Annotated in this window: 10 protein-coding genes and 2 tRNA genes; 8 read left to right on the top strand and 4 right to left on the bottom strand. The window is 69.9% G+C overall.

All coding sequences use genetic code 11. The features are described from left to right. The first annotated feature begins 21 nt into the window (after positions 1 to 21). Complete coding sequence (locus CAP_RS55460; protein WP_052376807.1) at positions 22 to 2,886, top strand: transglycosylase SLT domain-containing protein; 2,865 nt, start codon at positions 22 to 24, stop codon at positions 2,884 to 2,886. A gap of 61 nt (positions 2,887 to 2,947) precedes the next feature. Further along, positions 2,948 to 4,174, top strand: coding sequence for a hypothetical protein (locus tag CAP_RS40225; RefSeq protein ID WP_156041583.1), 1,227 nt, complete (start codon positions 2,948 to 2,950; stop codon positions 4,172 to 4,174). 190 nt (positions 4,175 to 4,364) lie between these two features. Here the strand turns inward: CAP_RS40225 and CAP_RS55455 are convergent, their stop codons facing one another. From CAP_RS55455 to CAP_RS40210, 3 genes are all read right to left on the bottom strand, one after another. Further along, complete coding sequence (locus tag CAP_RS55455) at positions 4,365 to 8,822, bottom strand: protein kinase domain-containing protein (RefSeq protein ID WP_269325003.1); 4,458 nt, start codon at positions 8,820 to 8,822, stop codon at positions 4,365 to 4,367. A gap of 411 nt (positions 8,823 to 9,233) precedes the next feature. Continuing rightward, positions 9,234 to 9,310, bottom strand: a tRNA-Asp gene (locus CAP_RS40215). Positions 9,311 to 9,357: 47 nt separating this feature from the next. After that, positions 9,358 to 9,429 (bottom strand) — tRNA-Val (locus CAP_RS40210). A gap of 688 nt (positions 9,430 to 10,117) precedes the next feature. On the opposite strand from CAP_RS40210, the gene CAP_RS40205 reads away from it, so the two are divergent. The 4 genes from CAP_RS40205 (at position 10,118) to CAP_RS40190 (ending at position 14,706) form a co-directional block, all read left to right on the top strand. After that, entirely contained in the window at positions 10,118 to 11,101 is a 984-nt protein-coding gene (locus CAP_RS40205) for an ATP-grasp domain-containing protein (RefSeq protein ID WP_044250924.1), read from the top strand. Continuing rightward, positions 11,098 to 12,483 (top strand): hypothetical protein, encoded by a 1,386-nt coding sequence (locus CAP_RS46670; RefSeq protein WP_052376805.1) that lies wholly within the window; start codon positions 11,098 to 11,100, stop codon positions 12,481 to 12,483. Before CAP_RS40205 ends, CAP_RS46670 begins: the two co-directional genes overlap by 4 nt. 17 nt (positions 12,484 to 12,500) lie before the next feature. Continuing rightward, positions 12,501 to 13,625, top strand: coding sequence for a carboxylate-amine ligase (locus tag CAP_RS40195; RefSeq protein ID WP_044250922.1), 1,125 nt, complete (start codon positions 12,501 to 12,503; stop codon positions 13,623 to 13,625). A 334-nt stretch (positions 13,626 to 13,959) separates the two neighbouring features. Continuing rightward, positions 13,960 to 14,706, top strand: coding sequence for a hypothetical protein (locus tag CAP_RS40190; RefSeq protein ID WP_231511986.1), 747 nt, complete (start codon positions 13,960 to 13,962; stop codon positions 14,704 to 14,706). Between the two features lie 31 nt (positions 14,707 to 14,737). Here the strand turns inward: CAP_RS40190 and CAP_RS40185 are convergent, their stop codons facing one another. Continuing rightward, on the bottom strand, positions 14,738 to 16,114 hold the full coding sequence (locus CAP_RS40185) for a serine/threonine-protein kinase (protein WP_052376804.1): 1,377 nt from the start codon (positions 16,112 to 16,114) through the stop codon (positions 14,738 to 14,740). 1,157 nt (positions 16,115 to 17,271) lie between these two features. On the opposite strand from CAP_RS40185, the gene CAP_RS40180 reads away from it, so the two are divergent. Together CAP_RS40180 and CAP_RS40175 are read left to right on the top strand one after the other, a co-directional pair. Next, the gene (locus tag CAP_RS40180; protein ID WP_044250919.1) at positions 17,272 to 18,135 is read left to right on the top strand and encodes a hypothetical protein; all 864 of its coding nucleotides are present in this window, start codon (positions 17,272 to 17,274) and stop codon (positions 18,133 to 18,135) included. A 147-nt stretch (positions 18,136 to 18,282) separates the two neighbouring features. Then, a complete protein-coding gene (locus CAP_RS40175; protein WP_044250917.1) occupies positions 18,283 to 18,939 on the top strand; it encodes a GNAT family N-acetyltransferase in 657 nt (218 codons plus the stop codon). The last annotated feature ends 711 nt before the right edge of the window (positions 18,940 to 19,650 follow it).

Here is a 19,650-nt window from a genome sequence, read left to right as displayed (position 1 = left end):
CTTGGAGAATGATTCGGCCCGATGAGGCAAAGCGCGCGCCGCGCTGCGTACGCGATCGGGCTCGGGACGATCGTGGGGGTGACGATCGGTGCCGCCGGGGCGTCGACGTCGCTCAAGGCCTCATTCCGGGCGGCGTACCGGGCGTTCCAGGATCCGGGGCTTCTGGAGGGGCGGGCGCCGGCCGCGGCGCAGGCGGCCGAGCACCCGCCGATCGTGTGCGCGACGGCGACGCCGACGGAGGATCCGGAGGCGATGAAGGCGTGGATCAAGCGCGACTTCGAGGCGCCCGCGGACGAGGATCTGGACGATCCGGAGGGGGCGACGATCGCCAGCCTGACCATGCCGGATCTGCGGGTGCCGCTGACGCGGCGGACCATGCGGTTCGTGCGGTTCTTCGGGCGCACGGAGGAGGGGCGGGCGGCGTTTCTGCAGCGCTACCGGCGGGCGTCGGCGTACCGTGAGGTGATCGAGCACGCGCTGCGGGAGGCGGGGCTGCCGGAGGATCTGCTGTGGCTCGCGGGGATCGAGAGCAGCTTCGATCCGCGGGCGGTGTCGCCGGCAGGGGCGGCGGGGCTGTGGCAGTTCATGCCGCGGACCGGGGACACGTACGGGCTGTACCGGGATGCGTGGGTGGACGAGCGGCGGAGCCTGGTGAAGGCGACGACGGCGGCGGTCGCGCACCTGCGCGATCTGCACGAGCGGTTCGGGCGGTGGGATCTGGCGCTCGCGGCGTACAACGCGGGGTACGAGCGGATCCTCGACGCGATGGAGCGGGTGACGGCGGCGCGCGATCCGTCGGAGCGGGGTCCGATCGGGGTGGCGGAGCTGGCGCAGGCGGGGGCGATCCCGAACGAGACGGCGAGCTACGTGCCGCAGATCATGGCGTTCGCGCTGATCGCGTCGAACCGGACGCGGTTCGGGCTGGACCAGGCCGACCTGGAGAAGGCGAAGCCGCTCGAGATGGGGGAGATCGCGGTGCCCGCCGGGACGCGGCTGCGGACGCTGGCGCGCGCGGCAGGGGTGTCGACGGCGGTGCTGCGGGAGTTCAACCCGCAGCTCCTGCGCGATCGGGTGCCGCCGACAGGCGGTGAGTACCTGGTGTCGCTGCCGGCAGATCGGGTGGGGAGGACGCTGGCGACGTTCCCGGCGTACCACGAGCACGAGGAGGTCGCGGGGAGCGAGGAAGGTAGCGAGGGCGGCGACGGCGGCGAGAGCGCGGAGGTGTCCTGGGGGGCCGGGCTCGGTGGCGTCGAAGGGGGCGTGGAGGGCGGCGCGGAAGGGGGCGGGGCGCGGGGCGTGGTGGCGGACTTCGCGGAGGAGGGGCTGCCGGCGCGGCCGTCGACGCTCGGGCGAAACCGGTTGCCGGCGTTCTTTCCGCCAGGGCAGCTTCCGTCGGCGATGCCGCTCTTCGGAGACCCGCGGGGCGCGGAGGCGCGGCTGCCGGTGATGGTGGTGGGCGGCGGGGTGGGGTGGCAGCGCAACTTCGAGGAGGATCCGCTGGGGATCCTGAGCGGGAGGCCGCCGCGGCCGTCGCGGCTGAAGGGGCGCGAGGCGCTGATCGAGAAGCAGATCCTGGGGGCGCTCGGGGAGGAGCGGCTGCCGCGGTTGTGGCTCCCGGGCGGGGTGGCGGTGGAGATCCGGCGGGATGCGGCGGCGGCGTTCGTGGCGGTGAGCGTGGGGATGACGGGCGCGGAGGTGGGGGGTAAAGGCGCGGACGGGGCGCGGGCGGGCGTGGGGCCGATGGCGGTGGGGGAGGCGCGGTACACGCTCACGGTGCAGCCGAAGGATCTGGATGTGGGGCTGTCGCTGGTGGCAGGGAGGCTGCGGCTGCTGCTCGGGGAGTCGAGCCCGGAGCGGCTGGCAGCGCTGCGGCGGCAGGCCGGGAAGGCCCAGCGGGAGGGGCTCCTGCAGGCGCCGTATGGGCGGGCGTGGCTGTCGCTGGGAGAGGCGCTGTTCCCGGCGGGACACGCGCTGGAGGGGCTGGTGATCGGGGCGCGGGACAACCCGGAGGCGGCGCGGGATCTGCTCGTCGCAGAGTCGCTGCGGCGGGAGCGGCTGGCGGCGCATCCGGTGGTGTCCATCTCGGGCGATCTGACGCGCGCGCAGGTGGAAGAGGCGCTCGGGCGGACGTTCGGCGCGGTGCAGCGCGAGGCGGAGGCGCCGGTGGGGGCGCACCCGCGCGAGGAGCGGGTGCTCGTGGAGGACGCGGTGCCCGCGCCGCGGCTGCTCTACGGGTGGATCGGGGTGGGGGAGGGGGAGCCCGGGGAGGCGTCGCTGCGGGTGGCGATGGAGATCCTGGTGGGGACGCGGATCGCGCGGCTGTCGAAGGCGCTGGTGGCCGAGGGGCAGGTGGCATCCGAGGTGAAGGGGCGGCTCGACATGGGGCCGCGGGCGAGCGTGGCAGCGCTGGAGATCGCGCCAGGGGTCGGCAAGGAGGCGCCGACCGTGGAGCAGCGGCTGGAGGCGGAGCTCGGGGCGCTCGCGATGGCGGGGCCGAGCTGGAACGAGATGGCGCTGGCGAAGGTGCTGCTGAAGCAGCGGATCGAGCGGGAACTCGGGCGCGGGCCGGGCAAAGCAGGGAGTGGCGGGGGGGCAGGAAGCGCAGGAAGCGCAGGGGTGCGAGGGGGCGAGGCTGCGGGTGGCGGGGCGCTGACGGGGATGCGGCTGCGCGAGGCGCTGAGCCCGGGGAGCGTGGAGCGGCTCCTGCGCGATCTGGAGGATGTCTCGCCGGCGACGGTGCGGAGCGCGGTGCGCAAGACGTTCGAGCGTCGGCACCGGGTGGTCGTGATGGCGTGGCCGCGAGGCGCCGCAGCGGTGGCTGCGGCAGGTGGACCATTGCCCTCAGCAGCATCATCCGCCGCGGTTTCGGGGGCTCAATCACCCTGACCGGAGGGGCTCAGCGCTTTCCGTCGTTGGAACATAATTCCAAATCGTGTAGAAGCGGAGCATGGGAGAGGTTCACCTGTCGTCGGTCGTGCCCGGGATGTTTCTGCGCGGCGCGTCCAGAGGTCTGTCGCCCATTGCTGCGGGCGGCGTGAAAGGGGCCATGGTCTTGGAGGATCGGCCACTCGTCACGCAGGTCGAGGCTATCTGCGCGCTCGATCGCGATCCGGTGCTGCGCAATTTGCTGATCACGCAGTGCTACTACGAGCTGTCGGATGGCCTCGGGCACGTCCTGGGCTTCGAGGACGCGAACTGGTGCACGTTCGCGACGTGGGCCTCGAAGACGGCGGGGCGCTTCATCCGCAAGGAGGACTGCCCGGAGCTTCTGCGGCAGCTCCTCGGGGTGGAAGAGGTGCGGATGGACCACGAGAGCAGGCCGCCTCCGAGCAGCCTGGATCTGTTCGGGCCTCCGAGCACGGACTTCAACCTGTTCGAGCTGCCGGAGCGGATCCTCGAGGAGGTGAGCAAGCTGATCGCGCGAGGAAACCTGCTGGTGTTCTCGGAGATCGGGCCGATGTTCGCGCGGATGCTGGAGGTCTACGAGGGCCACCCCATCCCCACCGACGAGATGCTCGCCGCGGTGATGGAGACGCTGAAGCCGGGGCCGACGATGGAGGGCGGGCAGGAGCTGCTGCGCAGCGCGTTGACGCACTACCACCGGGCCATCCTCTCGGACGATCCGGACATGCGCGCGGAGCAGGTGCTGCTCGGGAACGCGCGGGTGGGGCTGCACGAGCAGACGCGGCTCCAGCCGTACATCAAGGGGTCGCTGAACGCGCCGGTGCGCCGGCTGCTGCGGACGGTGACGTCGGGGCGGCTGCCGGGCCTGCTGCAGACGGCGATGGAGTCGCTGATGAAGCCCATCGCGGAGCGCACCGGGGAGCTGTGGCGGGAGCTGGCGACGCGGGAGATGATGCGGCTCCGTCTGCCCACGGGTTACCTGCAGCTCGGGCGCGATCTGCCGGTGCTGCCCGGGCAGCCGCTGTACCCGGAGTACCTGAGGACGATCGAGGATCAGGAGCTGCACGAGCTGCTCAGCGAGTACGGCGCGCACGACTCGACGAGCCTCGGATGCGGTGCGTCGGACTGGGCGTACCTGCCGTCGCGCATGGGGTACATCCTGGAGCTGTTCCGCTCGCGTCAGTGCGATCCGAGCCTGCGCGGGCGGCCATTCTCCCCCGAGCAGGAGGCGCTGATCCTGGAGGGGCAGGTTCCGGGCGGCGCGCTCTAGGTACTGCGTACCCTGGATCAGGGACCTTGGGTCCCTACGCTCCCGATGGTCGCTACCCCCGTGATTTCGCTCGAATGCCGAGCGGGGGATCCGGGACGAACCTGGGAAACGCAGTACCCGTCACGACATCGGCGGGACGTCGGCGGCACGGGGGCCGCGCGACGAGAGGGGCGGGCCGCGCGACGAGGGGTCAGGGGGGGGCCTGGGCAGCCGTGCCGGGGAAGGCGAGGCGCTCCATGGACTCGTGGATCCGGGAGGCGAGCCCGGAGGCGCCCTGGATCTCGGCGACGGTGAGGGCCTTGCGGAAGGCTGCTTCGGCTTCGTCGCGGGCGCCGCGGGCGAGGGCCAGGGTGCCGGCGAGGCGGTACAGCTCGGGCTCGAAGTAGCGCTCGTCGCGGGCTTCGACGTACGCGAGGGTGTCGTCGAGCAGGGAGCGGGCTTCGTCGAGCTTGCCAGCGCCGATCTCGGCTTCGATCAGCGCGGCGCGCCACTCGGAGAAGCTCACGTAGCTGCCGCCGCCGGTGAGCATGGCGAGCGCGCCGCGGATGCGCCCGGCGCCCTCCTGGTGGTGGCCGCGCGCGGAGGCAGCCCAGCCGAGGTCGATCTCGCCGAGCGCTTTCCAGTGAGGCATGCCCACCTCCTCGGAGAGCTGGATGACGGTGCGCGCGTGGGCCTCGGCCATGTCGAGATCGCCGAGCAGGCACCCGAGGGAGGCGACGAAGTGCAGGGCGAACCCGCGGCTCACCGGCTGGTTCAGCTCGTCGCAGAGGGTGAGGGCCTCGGTGGCCTGGGAGCGCGCCAGCTCCGGCTCTCCGAAGTGGTAGGAGATCCAGGCGAGGTGCGAGAGGGAGAAGGCGGCAGCGTCCTGGCCGAAGAGGTACGCGAGCGGGAGGTGGCGCGCCGGGTCGTAGATGGCGAGCACGCGCTGGAAGTGGTCGCGGCCTTCGCGGAGGCGGCCACGGAGGAAGCGGGTGGCGCCGAGGGCCTGGTGCGCGCCGAGGAGGATGCCGGAGTCGCTCGTGGCCTCCGCGAGTTCGAGGAGTTGCTCGCCGTGCTGCTCGGCCATCGCGTAGTCGCCGCGCACATGGTAAAAAATCCACAGTCCCCAGAGGGCAGGGAAGAGCTGGGGGGACGAGCCGACCTTGCGGCAGAGCGCGTGGGCGCGGGCGTAGGCGGCCTCGACCTCGGGGGCGGCATAGCCGCGGGTGACCATCAGCGGGACGCCGAGGGTGGTCTGGAGGGTGATCTCCTCGCGGGCGCGGTCGGTGGTCTCGGGGAGCTGCTTGAGGAGATCGAGGCCGCGGCGGAGGTGGTGGATCGCCTCGGCATGCGCTGACGCGACGAGCGCCACCTCGCCCGCGCGCTGCCACGCGGCGACGGCCTGGGGGATGAGGGCGGCCTCGGTGTAGTGGTGCGCGAGCAGCTCCGGGGGGGTGTCCGGGAAGCGCGCGGAGAGCACCTCGGCGATGCAGGCATGCACCTGCTGGCGGGTGCTGCGGAGGAGTGACTGGTAGGCGGCGTCCTGGACGAGGGCGTGCTTGAACGTGTAGGTGGCGCGTGGGGGGCGGCCGCGCTGGAAGACGAGCTCCGCGTCGACGAGCTGGCCGAGGGCATGACGCAGCGCCGTGGTGTCGGTGGAGGAGAGGAGCCCGGGGCGCTGGCCATCCCCGAGGGCGACCTGCTCGAGGACGTCGTAGCGGAAGGAGCGTCCGAGCACCGCGCCGAGCTGGGCGACCTCCTTGGCCGAGCCGAGCCGATCGAGGCGCGCCATGAGCGAGTCCTGGAGGGTGGCCGGGATCTCCAGGGCGCCGTCGCTGCTGGCGCGCGCGCCGGAGGCCTCCAGGACCATCTTGGTGAGTTCCTCGGCGAAGAGGGGGACGCCGTCGCTGCGCACGGCGAGGTTGCGGATGACCTCGGGGGTGAGCGAGGGAAACTCGCCGCTCCAGGCGCCCGCGAGGTGGCCGACGAGCCGCTCGCTGTCGTCCTTGCCGAGGGGGCCGAGCACCACGTGGTTCATGTGGGGCCGCACCGACCAGGGCTGGATGAAGGTGGGGCGCGCGGTGAGCAGGGCGAGGACAGGGGCGTGCCGCGCTTCGTCGATGAGGAGGCCCAGCAGCTCCAGCGAGGAGGGGTCCGCCCAGTGGAGATCCTCGGCGACGAGCACCAGCGGTTGCTGGTCGGAGAGGCCGAGGAAGAGGTGGACCAGGGCGCCGATGGTCTCCTGGCGCTGCCGCTGGGGGGTGAGGGGGGCCATGGGGTGGCGGCCGCCGGTGGGGATCCCGAGGAGCGCGGCGATGAGAGGGACGGCGAGCGGGCCTGCGTCGACCTTGGCGAGCAGGCGTTCGAGGAGCGAGAGGCGGATCTCTCCGGTCAGGGTGCGGGGGTCACGCACGCTCTCCGGGCCAGAGGTGGTGGTGGAGAGGCTGCCGCTCGAGAGCGGGTCGCGGTCGCCTTCCGTGAGCAGCTCGCGCAGCAGCTCGATGAAGGGATAGAAGGCGCTGTTCTGGAGCTGGGGTGAGCAGCGGGCTTCGAGCCAGCGGTGCTCCTCGGACGCGAGCAGATCGCGGAACGCGCGTACTGTCCGCGACTTGCCGAGGCCAGCCTCGCCGCTGAGCAGGGTCACCTGGCCGGCGCCGCCCGCCGCTTTCTCCCAGCGGGCCATGAGCTGCCGCAGCTCTTCGCTGCGCCCGATCATCGGGCTCAGGCCGCGGGTGTCGAGCCTGTCACGGGCGAGGGTGCGGCCCTGGAGCACGAAGATCTCGATGGGCTGGGTGCTGCCGCGCGGGGCGCTCTCGCCGAAGCGGTCGAAGCGGAAGTAGCCCTCGACCCTGCGCTGCACGCTGCGGCTCGCCAGGGCGACGCCGGGCGCGGCGCGTTCGAGGAGGTGGCTCACCACGCCGAGGGTGGGGCCGACGAGAGAGGGCTGCGCCTCGCTGTCGGTGATGACCACGAGGCCAGCGTGGAGGCCCACCCGGACCGCGAGGGGGACGGGCAAGCCCGCTTCCGCGCCCTGGCGGGGGACTTGCTCCACGAGATCCAGGGCGGTCTGCACGGCGCGCTGGGCGTCGTCCTCGTGGGCCACGGGGAAGCCAAAGTAGGCGAGCACGCCCTCGCCCGGGTGGCGCATGACCGCGCCGCCGTGCGCCTCGATGACGGCAGCGCACATGGCCTGGAACGTCTGCACCAGGTCGTGGAAGGCTTCGGGATCGAGGGTGGCGGCGATGCTGTCGACGTCGGCGAGCCCGCAGAGCAGGATCGTGAGCTGTCGCCGCTCGCCACGTACGGACATGGGGCTGCTGGCGCGGCCCGAGAGGCCGCTCGCCGCGCCAGAGACGGAGTTGCCGCTCGACTGGATGCCTTGCGCGCTCTGGAAGCCTGCCGGGTTCCGGGTCGACTGGGGGCGCGCCACGTTGACGGACACCGGGCCGCTTGCCCTGCTGCCAATGCCTGCCGAGGAGGGCGCACCGACGGAGGGGGGGCCGCCTGCCGATGAGGGAGGGTTCAGTGAGGAAGGGACGCCCAGCGAGGAAGGGGCGCCCAGAGAAGGGGGAACAGAGGGAGCGCCGGGAAGAGGATTTCGTCCGGAGAGGGCGAGGGTAGGGGCCGAGGCGATCTGCTCGCTGCCATCAGGTGCGGTGCTCCGCTGGCGCGAGACCTCCATGGTGGCACCGGTCGGATCGGGGATCACGACCTCGCTCGTTGCGTCGTTGGCTCCCCAGGGGACGGCGATGGAGGCCTTGGCGGCGAGTTCGCCGGGTGGGAGCGGCCAGGGGAGGCCGCTGACGTCACAGCGCTCCAGGGCGTCGTAAGCGTCGCTCGCGGAGGCGAACCGGTTGGCGACGTTCTTGGCCGTCGCCCGCGCGAGGAAGTCACCGAGCGGGTGTCCGCGCAGCGGTGCGGGAAGGGGAACGGGATCCGGGCTGAGCTGGCGGAAGATCACCTCGGCGACCGAGGCGTCGCGCATGACGGGCACCCCGGTGAGGCACTCGAGGAAGGTGAGCCCCCAGGCGTAGATGTCGGAGGCCACGGTCGGCGAGCCCTGGACGAGCTGCTCGGGCGCCATGTACGCAGGCGTCCCGTTGAACTCTCCCGTCGCGGTGAGGGCGCGGTAGCTCTCGTTGCGCGCGTCTCCGACCAGCGCGGCGATGCCGAAGTCGAGCACCTTGGTGTGCCGCCGCGCGCCCGAGCCCGTGACCATGATGTTGAGCGGCTTGAGGTCGCGGTGGATGACGCCGCGTCCGTGGGCGTAGACGAGCGCGTCCAGCACCTGCAGCATCAGGCGGCGCGCCTCGGAGATGTCGAGGGCCTCCGGCTTCTGGCAGAGGGTGGTCAGCGTCTCTCCCTCGACGAACTCGAGGGCCAGGTAGAGCCGCTCGTCGGGCAGGTGGCCGGCGTCGAGGAGCCGCACGATGTGGGGATGGTTGAGCTGGGCGATGACCTGCATCTCCCGCTCGAACCGTGCGGCTTGCGCCACCGCATCCCGCGAGCGCCGCAGCGTCTCGATGCGGAGCAGCTTGAGCGCTACCCGCTGGGTGGTGATGAGCTGGCGCGCGTCGTACACGATGCTGTGGCCACCGCTCCCGAGGTAACCTCGCACCTCGTAGCGGTCGTCGATGCGCGCGCCGACATCCAGCAAACCTTCCCGCACGGACTTCCCTCTTGGCTTCTCCCGCGAGAGCCCGCGGCAGGGTAACCTGGATCCGGGCGAAATGACGAGCGAGGCCGCGTGGGTACAGCAAACAGGCGCGGCTCGGTCGCCGGTCTGGCCAGCGGTCCCAGTTCCTCTTCAGCCTCGAAGGAAACCAGAGACCCGCACAGCGCTCGTCGCGGCTCGACAGATGGTACCGCCGCAGACAGTGCGGCGTTGCACCTTCAACGAAAGAACTTCTCGTCGGTGAAGGCGAGACAGACAACCCGGTGCATCACCTGGACCGATTGCCGATCCGGTAACCCACTGATTGCGACACTCTCATTGCCCTATGAAGCGACGATGCTGCGCAGTGACAGCCATCAGACTTCATTCATAGGAACCGCAATGAGCACGGTTCGTTGAGAAAGTTGGCGGGGTGGACGGGACTCGAACCCGCGGCCTCCGGCGTGACAGGCCGGCGTTATAACCAACTTAACTACCACCCCAAACACACACGACACAGGAATCACGAGCAACCTGACCACGTCCACAGTGGGCGGGACAGGGATCGAACCTGCGACCATCGGCTTGTAAGGCCGACGCTCTGCCGCTGAGCTACCCGCCCCAACGGAGAGGCGCGCCACTCTACTCGGGGAACCTATTATGTCAAGAATCTTCGTTCGTCACGTCTGGTCAGGCTGTGAATACACCCTGCCCATGCGGCCCGCTGGCCTCGTCCCCTTTCGGGACCAGCCCAACTGGCGCGTGCTCAATGCCTTCTGACGTCCCCTTTGTCAATGGGTGAAGTGACAGCGGTTCGTCACCGCAGCAAGAACGCTACCCGGAACCCGCTTCCATCGGCGCACGCGCGCGCTCTTCATGTGTGCGCCACGGGGCAGTCCCGCCCCCCGCCCTTCCGCACGGTCGCGCGGCCTCCAGCCGAGGCGCGGTCAGCCATGCCGCTGGAGAGCGTGGAGAGAGGTGGAGAGAGGTAGAAGAGAGACGAGGGCGACGGAGAAGGATGAGGGTGGGATGGGAAGAGCGGAGGAGGGAAGGGAGCGCATGCGTGGGGGCCTCCCTTCCAGGGTAGGGCCTTCCTGGCAATGCGCGCCCTGATGGCGCGAGACGCCGAGGGTGGGTGCTCGCCGGCGCGGTGGCGGCTCGACTCCCAGGGAGGACGGGGGCGCCGCTTCTCTTCTCTGGGTTTCCGGTCTATCCGCCGGTACGCTGCGCGCTGCAATCGGTTGTCCAGCGGGCGCGTCACGGTCGCTCAGCACACCGTGGTCAACGAGAGTCGGAGAGAGAAGGAGCGTATGACGGAGAAGATCGGCGTCCTCGTGGGCTGGGAGCACTCGTTCCCGAAGGCCTTCATCGAGCGATGCAACAAGGTGCCCGGGATCCACGCAGAGCTCGCGAAGCTCGGCGGTACGCCGGAGCGCTTCGAGAGCCCTTACCGGGTGCTCATCGACCGGATCAGCCACGAGGTGAAGCACTACCGCTTCTACCTGAAGGCAGCGGTGCTCGGCGGCGCGTTCGTGATCAACGATCCGTTCTGGTGGAGCGCCGACGACAAGTTCTTCGGCTACTCCCTCGCTTCTCAGCTCGGCGTCGCCATTCCCCGCACGGTGATGCTCCCCCAGCAGGACTACATCCCGGCGATCTCCAAGGACCGGAGCCTGCGCAACCTGGAGTACCCGCTGAACTGGGAGGCCATCGTCGATTACGTGGGCTTCCCCGCCATCCTCAAGCCCGCGGATGGGGGAGGGTGGAAGGACGTGACCGTGGTGCGCACGCCCGCGGAGCTGCTCGCGGCCTACAACGCCTCGGGCCTCAACGTGATGACCTTGCAGGAGTTCATCGACTTCGATGACTACATCCGCTGTATCTGCGTGGGCCAGGATCGGATCCTCCCCATCCAGTACAACCCGAAGGAGATCGGGCCGACGGGGCTCCGTGGCCGTTACGTGGGGCGCGAGGAAGACCGCTGGTTGCCCCAGGACCTCCATGACCGGGTGCTCAACGACGCGATCACCATCAACAAGGCCCTCCGCTACGACATGAACTCGGTGGAGTTCGCGGTGAAGGACGGCGTGCCTTACGCCATCGACTTCACGAACCCCGCGCCGGACATGCACATCGAGCACCTCGGGGAGCGCTACTTCAACATCGCCATCGACTGGATGGTCGAGTTCGCTGCTGCGGCCGCGAAGGAAGGGCGACGGACGCGGGACAACTACGCCTGGGCCAAGCTGCTCAACAACGATCTGGAGAAGGTGCGGCTCGGGGCTGCGACGTGACCCAGGTCGCCCCTCATCCTTATGTGGCAGCCCTGGCTGCCGCTGTGGACCGCTACCACGACATCCTGACCTCGTACGTCGATCGTGGTGGCGAGGATCACCTCGCCCTGCTGGACCGCATGGTCAAGCGGGGTGCGGTGTTCGGGGGGCGACCCATCTGTACGTTGCTGCGGCCCGACTTCCTGCTCCGGTCGCAGCACACCCTCATCGCGCACGCGCTGCGCCACTTCCGGAACGCGGTCCGCAAAGCCAAAGACGTCATCCAGGGCAACCCTGAGCTGCTCGACGCCATGGGCCTCACGGACGGTGAGCGGCGGCTCCTGGATCTCTGCCCGGAGACCCGATCGCTCGGCGTGAGCACCCGCCTCGACATGGTCCTCTGCGGAGCCGATCTGCAGCTCATGGAGCTCAACGCCGAGGGCGCGTTCGGGGTGGGGTACGCCGACGGTTTGACGGATCTCTTCGAGGCCTTCCAGCCCATGCGCGAGTTCAGCGCAGAGCGCCAGGTGACGCCTGTTTACAGCGAGGGGGCGCTGGTGGGTGCCATCCTCGACGCATGGCACGATTTCGGGGGGACGCGGCTGCCACGGGTCGCCCTCGTCGACTGGCGCGAGGTGGCGACGCGCACGGAGTTCGATCTCATCTGTGAGCGGTTCCAGCGCCAGGGCGTGCCGGCGCGCTTCGTGGACCCGCGGGAGCTCGAGTACCGCGACGGGGAGCTCTTGGCGAACGGCGAGGTCATCGACGTGGTCTACCGGCGCGTGCTCACGAGCGAGCTGCTGAGCCGCGAGGACGAGGTGAAGCCGCTGCTGGAGGCATGCCGCGCGCGCGTGGCGTGCGTGGTGAACAGCTTCCGCGCCAAGCTCCTCGACAAGAAGATGCTGTTTGCGCTCCTCCACGACCCGCGCGTCGACGTGGCCTTCTCCGCCGAGGAGCGCGAGGTGATCGCCCACCACGTTCCATGGACCCGGAAGGTCGAGCACACGCGGACGTCCGGCCCTGAAGGGGCGGAGGTCGATCTCGTCCCGTGGATCGCGGAGCACCGCCTCGACCTGGTGATCAAGCCGAACGACGAGGTCGGCGGGCGCGGCGTGGTCATCGGGGCCAACGTCGAGCCAGGCGTCTGGGAGCGCGCGCTCGAGCTGGCGCTCGTCGATCCCTCCGTCGTGCAGCGGCGGGTCCCTCTCGCGAGCGCGATGTTCCCCGAGGTCGGGGCGGCGGGAGAGATGTATTTCTCGCGACGTTACCTGGAGCCGGACGCATACCTGTTCAGGGGCGAGTTCAAGGGTCTGCTCACCCGGCTCTCATCGACCACGCTTTGCAACGTCCACGCAGGCGCGGGGACGGTGCCCACGTTCATCATCGAGGACGAGCCACGCTGAAGGGGTCACGCTTCATTATGACAACGGTGCAAGGTCTTCTCGACGGTCAGTTCACCATAGGCATCGAGGAAGAGTTCCAGATCGTCGATGCCGAGACGCGCGAACTCCGGTCCTACGTCAGCCAGATCCTGGAGGGGACCCAGAACGCGATCTTGCGGGAGAGGGTGCGCCCGGAGATGCACCAGTCGGTCGTGGAGACCGGCACGGGCATCTGTCGCGACATCCACCAGGCGCGCGACGAGATCATCGAGCTGCGCGGGAGCCTGAAGTCGCTCGCCGAGAAGGGGGGGATGCGCATCGTCGCCGCCGGCACGCACCCCTTCAGCGACTGGAAGAAGCAGGAGATCACCGATGGAGAGCGCTACAAGGGCATCGTCGAGGATCTGCAGGACGTCGCGCGCGCGAACCTGATCTTCGGCCTGCACGTGCACGTGGGCATCAAGGACAAGGAGGTGGCCATGGCGCTCACCAACCAGGTCCGGTACTTCCTCCCCCACATCCTGGCGCTCACCACGAGTTCCCCGTGTTGGCTGGGCCGCCCCTCGGGCCTCAAGAGCATCCGGAGCGAGATCTTCAAGCGCTTCCCGCGCACGGGCATCCCCGGGGCCTTCGACTCCTACGGTCAGTTCCAGCGCTACATCGACACGCTGGTGAAGACGAAGTGCATCGACAACGCGAAGAAGATCTGGTGGGACGTACGACCGCACCCGTTCTTCGATACGGTCGAGGTCCGCATCTGCGACATGACCACCCGCATCGACGACACCGTCGCGATCGCGGCGCTGATCCAGGCGGTGATGGGCAAGCTCTACCTGCTCTACCGGCGCAACTGGGCGTTCCGCGAGTACTCGCGCGAGCTCATCGAGGAGAACAAGTGGCGCGCGGTGCGGTACGGAATCGACGGCACGCTCATCGACTTCGGCAAGCAGGAGCAGGTGCCCGTCCGGCACCTCGTGAGCGAGCTCCTCGATTTCGTGGAGGAAGCCGCGGTGATCTTCAAGTCGCAGGAGGCGCTGGAGCGGATCCGGGGGATCATGGCGGAGGGAACCAGCGCCGATCAGCAACTCGCGGTCCTGAGCAAGACCAACTCCTACCAGGCGGTGGTCGACCACCTGATCGAGCAGTCCTCGCTGGGCCTCTGAGTCTCCCGAGGGGACTCGCGTCCCCTCGCCCCGCCGGGAGTGCATCCCGTCGGGCCCCACTCCCCGCGAACTGCTCGCGCCAGCCGCGACGCAGTGCCCCTGGTAGAACGTCTCGCCTGGAGCCACCCCCGCCCATCCCCCGGGGCGGCAAGGGCCTGGGGGCGCGGGGGAGGGGAGGGGAGGGGGTGGCAAGGCTTTGGGGCTGGTTTTCGTGGGCTTCGTCGCCAGCATGCGACAGACATTTCGGCGCGGTCGCGGCCTCTGCTACGGTGCAGGCGTGGCGCAGAACATGTCCACTACGCAACGATTCGCCGCGGTCCTGATGACGGGCTGCATGCTTGCGATGGCCCCTGCCGTGGGCTGTGCATCCACCGAGTACCTCCAAGAGGGACCAGGGCAGCCGTCCGAGAGAGCCTCGGGCGCGCTGCCTCCAGGCGCGGTCGGCGTCTGCAAGGAGCCGTTCAGCAAGCGTCCGAAGATCGTCAACCCCGAGCTCTGGGAACATGCCAAGCCTTGTGACTCGCGCACGCCGACGAACTACGTGCGCCTTGGCTACGCGAAGGAAGGCTCCGGGGGCCAGGACCCCGAGGCCGAACAGCTCGTCGAGCGGGCAGCGACGGCGCTCCAGGCAGGGCCCAAGCCCGAAGAGGGCAACGACGGCATGCTCGCCGCCATCCGCGCGGTGCGCATCTACGGGATGAAGAGGGACAAGCTGCGCAATCGCGTCAGCCGCGAAGCACAGCTCGAGCACGCCTGCGACTTCACCTACCTCCTCAACACGATGTCCACGGCACGCTCCCGACTGAAGCCGAACCAGCCGTGCACGGCGGAGGTCTTCGATCCGGTGAACCGGGCCGAGACTTGCCTCTTCGACACCAGCAGCAACGAGGCCCTCTGGATGACCAGCGGGTGGGACTGCGTGACCTTCACCGGCGCGCTCGGCAACGAGGAGTCCTGTCACCGGCTCTGCGGGTTCGACGACTACTGCACCCGCCAGGTGTACTGCGCGGCGGGCGACCTCGATCTCCTGCTGTGCACGATGGGCGTCTGCATCCCCGAGCCCAGGGCAGGCGTGTACTGAGCACCGCTCCAGGAGCCGTCGGGGGGGACGGCTACAGAGGCGACGCAGGACCGGCGGCAGGAGGAAGCGCGTCGCTCTGCGGCGGCGCGAGGAACCGCGGGACGAAAGGCCGTACCGCGTCTGGGAGTGGCAGAACACCAGCCCTCACTGCCATGGCGGCTCCAGCGATGACCCCGAGCACCCCGAGCAGGACGTAGGGCAACGCGGAGCGTGTCGGGCGGCTGGCTGCCACGATCGGCGCTGCGCCTGTCGGTACCGCCGTGACACTCTCGGGTGCTTCTGGCTCCGGCGCTGGCGCTTCTGGGCCATCATCCAGACGGACCGGCAGGATCCCCGAGTACGTGGCGGGGAGAGGAGCCCCCCCCCGCGCCGCCGGCCGCACTCCAGACGATCGCTGTCGCTCCGGCGACATCCGGGCATCGGCGAGCTGGATGGCCATCGCGAGACTCTTGCGACGCTCCTCGACGAGGTCGCCGAGCGTCGCACGCATGTACCTCGCCACGTCCCCGTCGGTGACCGGAGGTCCGACCGTGCTTGCGATCTCCTGCAGCACCCGCTGCATCGCCGCGCAATCAGGCCAGCGCTCCGCGGGATCCTTGGCGAGCGCCCGGTCCACGGCAGCCGCGAGCTCCGGGGGCACGTCGGGGGCGAGCTGACGAAGGGGGACGTGATCTCGCCGGGCGATGTTCTCCATCGTCTTGGCGTCGCTCTCACCACGGAAGGGGTGCTTGCCCGTCAGGCTCGCGTAGGTGAGGATCCCGAGGGCGAAGATGTCGGCGCGCCGATCAACCTTGCCGGAGGTGAGCTGCTCCGGGGACAGGTACGGCACCTTGCCCTTCATCGCGCCGCCCACCCGCGTCTCGTGAAGGCGCCCTGCGGCTTTGGCCACGCCGAAGTCGACAATCTTCACGATGCCGTTGAACGACACCATCACGTTCTGCGGAGAGACATCGCGGTGGACCAGGTTGAGGAGCTGGCCCTTGTCGTCGCGCAGCTCGTGCGCCGCGTGCAGACCGGCGCAGGCGTCGCTCACGATCCGGAGCAGGATCGGCAGGGGCATGCGGCCCTGCGTCTTCGCCGATTTGTTGAGCGTGAAGATGGTCTCGCCGTCGACCCACTCCATCACCAGGTAGAGGAGCCCGTCCTCGTCGCCGAGGTCCACGATCTCCACCACGTGCGGGTGGCGGATGCGCGACGCGAGCCGGGCTTCGTCGAGGAACATCGCCTCGAAATCGGCGTTGTCGCTGAGGTCAGCGAGCATCGTCTTGATGGCGACGATCTTCTGGAAGCCCCTCGTTCCGACGAGCCGCGCTGCCCACACGGCAGCCATCCCGCCCTTGGCGACGGGCATGAGGATCTCGTAGCGGCCCAGCGTGTATCCTGGCTTCAGCTCCGACGGGAACAGCAACGGCGCTCCTGCGCGGTCCCTGACCGCGACGGCGTGGTGGGGTAACCCCGACGCAGCGCCCAGCGTGCCACGAACGGGGCGCCCTGCTCAAGGTTACGGCCCGCGCCCCCTCGACAGGACGCCCGGGCCAAGCTCCCACGCTGCCGACGCACCGCGCCTGGACGGTTGATGAGCGAATCGTGATACACGGTAGAGCCGGGCCTCCCCTGAGATGATATGGACCAGGTGGTATGGAGGTCACGCAGCGCCTGATCCCGCCACCGCGGGATGACGACAACGAGGATGTCCACCTTGCGCTGCTGACCGCGAACGCCCTGTGGGGGCGGGGTGAGCGCGAAGAAGGGCTGAAGTGGCTCCGCAGGGCCGCAGAGCATGCCTCCGATGCGAACGCGGACATGCGCTCCCTGGAGCTCTTCAAAGCAGCCGCAGAGGTGACCACACACCTCTCGACGAGCGTGCCCCCTCCGGCGCCGGCCCAGGCCTCAAGCGTGGCGCCACCAGCACCTGGCGCCAGCGCTGCCCCCCCGCCACCACCGGCCGCTGCCTCCGTCACCCCTCAGCCTCCCGGCGCGGCGCAGATGCCCCCTCAGATCCGGGCGGCGAACCCGGCACCGCCCTCACCACCTGCCTCCCCGCGCACGCCTTCTGGTCCTCCCCCAGCCGCTCCCGCACGCAGCCTCTCTGCTGCCCCGCCCGCCGCGCCCGCCCCGCCGGGAATCGCCCCGTCGCGCAACCCCTCTGCTGCCCCCCCGGGCGCCGCGCCCTCGCGTCATCCCCCTGCGGCGTCACAGCCTCCCGCAGCCGCTGCCGGCCGCCCACGCAACGCTTCGGCGGCACCGCCCCCGCCCGGAGCTATCAGGGGTCCCTCTGCGGCACCTCCTCCCGTGGGACGCTCGGAGTACCCGCCAGCGCCCCAGCGCGCTGTGATGCGTCAGCCTGGCCAGCCCCCTCAAGACCGCAACGCCCCTGTGCAACCCATCCCGGACCCTGGCGCCGTGCGCCCCTCCGCGCACCCCCGACCCGAGGGCAACCACGCGCGCGCCCCGGGTCACGACCCGCGCCTGCAGCGACCTGCAGGCGACCCGCGCATTGCGGCTGCACAGCAACAGCAGCCTTCCCCCGAAGCGCAGCGGCGCGTCAGGCAACAGCAGCCACGCGTGGTCACCCACATCGGCCTCGCTCCTCCCGCGAGCGCCCTCGCGGCGGCCCGGAACGCTGCTGCACAGCAGGGAGCCACGTCGCCTGCGATCCACACCTCCGAGCATCCCCAGGCTGCTGGCCATTCGCCCGGCCATCCGCGGACCGACGCGAGCACCCCTGCCGCTCCTCCCGCAGCGCCGCCCTCTGCGCTGCAAGTCGACCCGCTCCACGCCCCCGACACCACCCGCACCAGCTCCAAGCGCTCGCGCGGATCCCAGCCGAGCAATTCGGCGGGTCTGCGCTGGGACGAAGACGTGACCATGCAGCGCCTCAGCGTCGACTTCCTGCGCGAACAGGAGCTCGCTGCCTTCGCCCGCGAGCATCCTGAGCTCGCCAACATCAGGGTGGACGATCTCGACGAGGATACCCGAGTCATCGAGGGTGCCCGCACGGACGTCGCCCCCCTCGTTCAGGCTTCTGCGGCGGCCGAAGCCTGGTCCGGCGCCACCAACCCCGATGGACCCGTGCGCGGTGAGACACTCGCCGAAGCAGGCCTGACCGGCCAACCGCACGCCACGACCCCGGACGCCGACGGCTCCTCCGAGGACGACACCGCCGCCTTCACCCACATCCCCGATCCCTCCTGGGCCGCCGACCCCACCCGGTGGCGCCCCCCAGCACCTCCGCGGGTCCCCGCGACCCCCCTCGAGCCGCTTCCCGCGCTCCGCGTCGCCGTCCTTGCCACCGGCACGCCCGGTGAGGTGCGCGTCGTGCTGCTCGGAGAGCGCACCGAGCCCCCCATGGGTGCAGCGACCGCCATCCTGGTCCCGCTCAGCGCCAGCGAGGGGGGCGCCATCGCCCGCCTCCTCAGCGGCGTCTGACCTGCGCCCTGCCTTCCGCGAACGCTCCTCCTCGCCGGCGCACGGCGCCTTCGCCACACGCTCCGGCCCCCAAGATGCTCTCTTCAGAGAGCGCCTTGTGACCCGAAACGTCCGCCAGTCGCGGTGGTTCGCGTTACCCTGGCCCTCATGGACGCCGAACGGACGCCGCCGGACCGGATCCGGATTAGCCGCCTGCAGGAAGCTCAACTCCCCGCGCTGACCGAGGTCGAGAAGACCAGCGCCGCCATGTACCAGAACCTTGGCGCCGACGCTTCGGCCTGGAAACCCCGCACCGCTGCCGACATCGCGGCCCTGACGAAGGATCACGATGTGCTCGTCGCCGAAGCCGACCACCAGGTCGCCGGCTACCTGGCCTGGCGCGATGAAGCCCCTGGTGTAGCCCGCATCACGCAGCTCGCTGTCCACCCGGACTACCAGAGGTTCGGTGTGGCCTCGCGACTCCTCGAAGCCTTGCAGGAGAGCGCCGGCAGCCACGGTCTGAGCCATGTCGTGGGTCACCTTCAGGAGCGTGCCCCGTGGGCTGCCGCGTTCTGTCGTCACGCAGGCCTGGAAAGGGCAGGGGAGATCGTCCCGGAAGCGGTCCAGCGATGGCGCGAAGCGCAGCACACCGGGGACAGTGGCGCGCTCTCGTCGCCTCCAGCGGCCGGAGCCCTGGTCTGGATGCCGATCGCCCACGCGCCGGAGCCTCCGGACGACGAGGACGACGACAGCGATGAATCCGAAGCTGACGGATCCCTGGTCGACGATGACGCTCCGACGCCCCAGCACGGCTCCAGGGACTGACACGAACCAGGTCCAGGCCTGAATCAGCTCCGCAGAACGTGGTCCGGACCCCAGCACTGAACCGAAGTGGGCACGCCGGACATGCCAGACACGCCGGACACCCAAGCACCCCCCAGTTTCGGGGATTGAAGACGCGGCACTTCGGAGCCGTCTGAAAGGCACAAACCCGCCGCCAGAACGCTCCAGGGAGGCCCCCCTCCTGCCCCGGAGGCTTAGTTTACATAATGTATCTTATGCGAACTAATCCATCCCGAAGGGGAACGCGCCTCCACCGCCCCAACAACTCCCGTTTGCTGCGGAACCCGCGGCCCTCGCGGGCTCTTTCTCGTCAACGCCACCCCCGCCAACCTGCATCCCGCCTGTCACGCCAAGGATGCCGGTCCCCTCTTCTTTGATCCCTCGGAAGTCGTAAGCGCGCCCCGGCGCCCTGCTCGCCAGAACTGCGACCAGCTCCCACCATCGCCAGTCCTGCTGACACGGCTGCCCACCGGCCACCGCCCCATCCGCAGTCTTCCCAGGCGTTTCGCCGGCACCCAGCCCGACTTGCTGAAGCCTCAGCCAGGTTCACCCACGCGGCTCACCGAGCGCTCGCGCTTACCGAAGCACTTCGTGGACCATCCCCTGGCCAGCTTTGGCGCTCTTTCTATCTCCGGCCACGACAGCGACCAGACGCCAGAGCGCTAGAGACCTGACCAGTTAAGCCGCAAGCAA

This window comes from Chondromyces apiculatus DSM 436 (assembly GCF_000601485.1).
GTDB lineage: Bacteria > Myxococcota_A > Polyangia > Polyangiales > Polyangiaceae > Chondromyces > Chondromyces apiculatus.
This window is presented reverse-complemented; position numbering and strand designations above follow the sequence as displayed.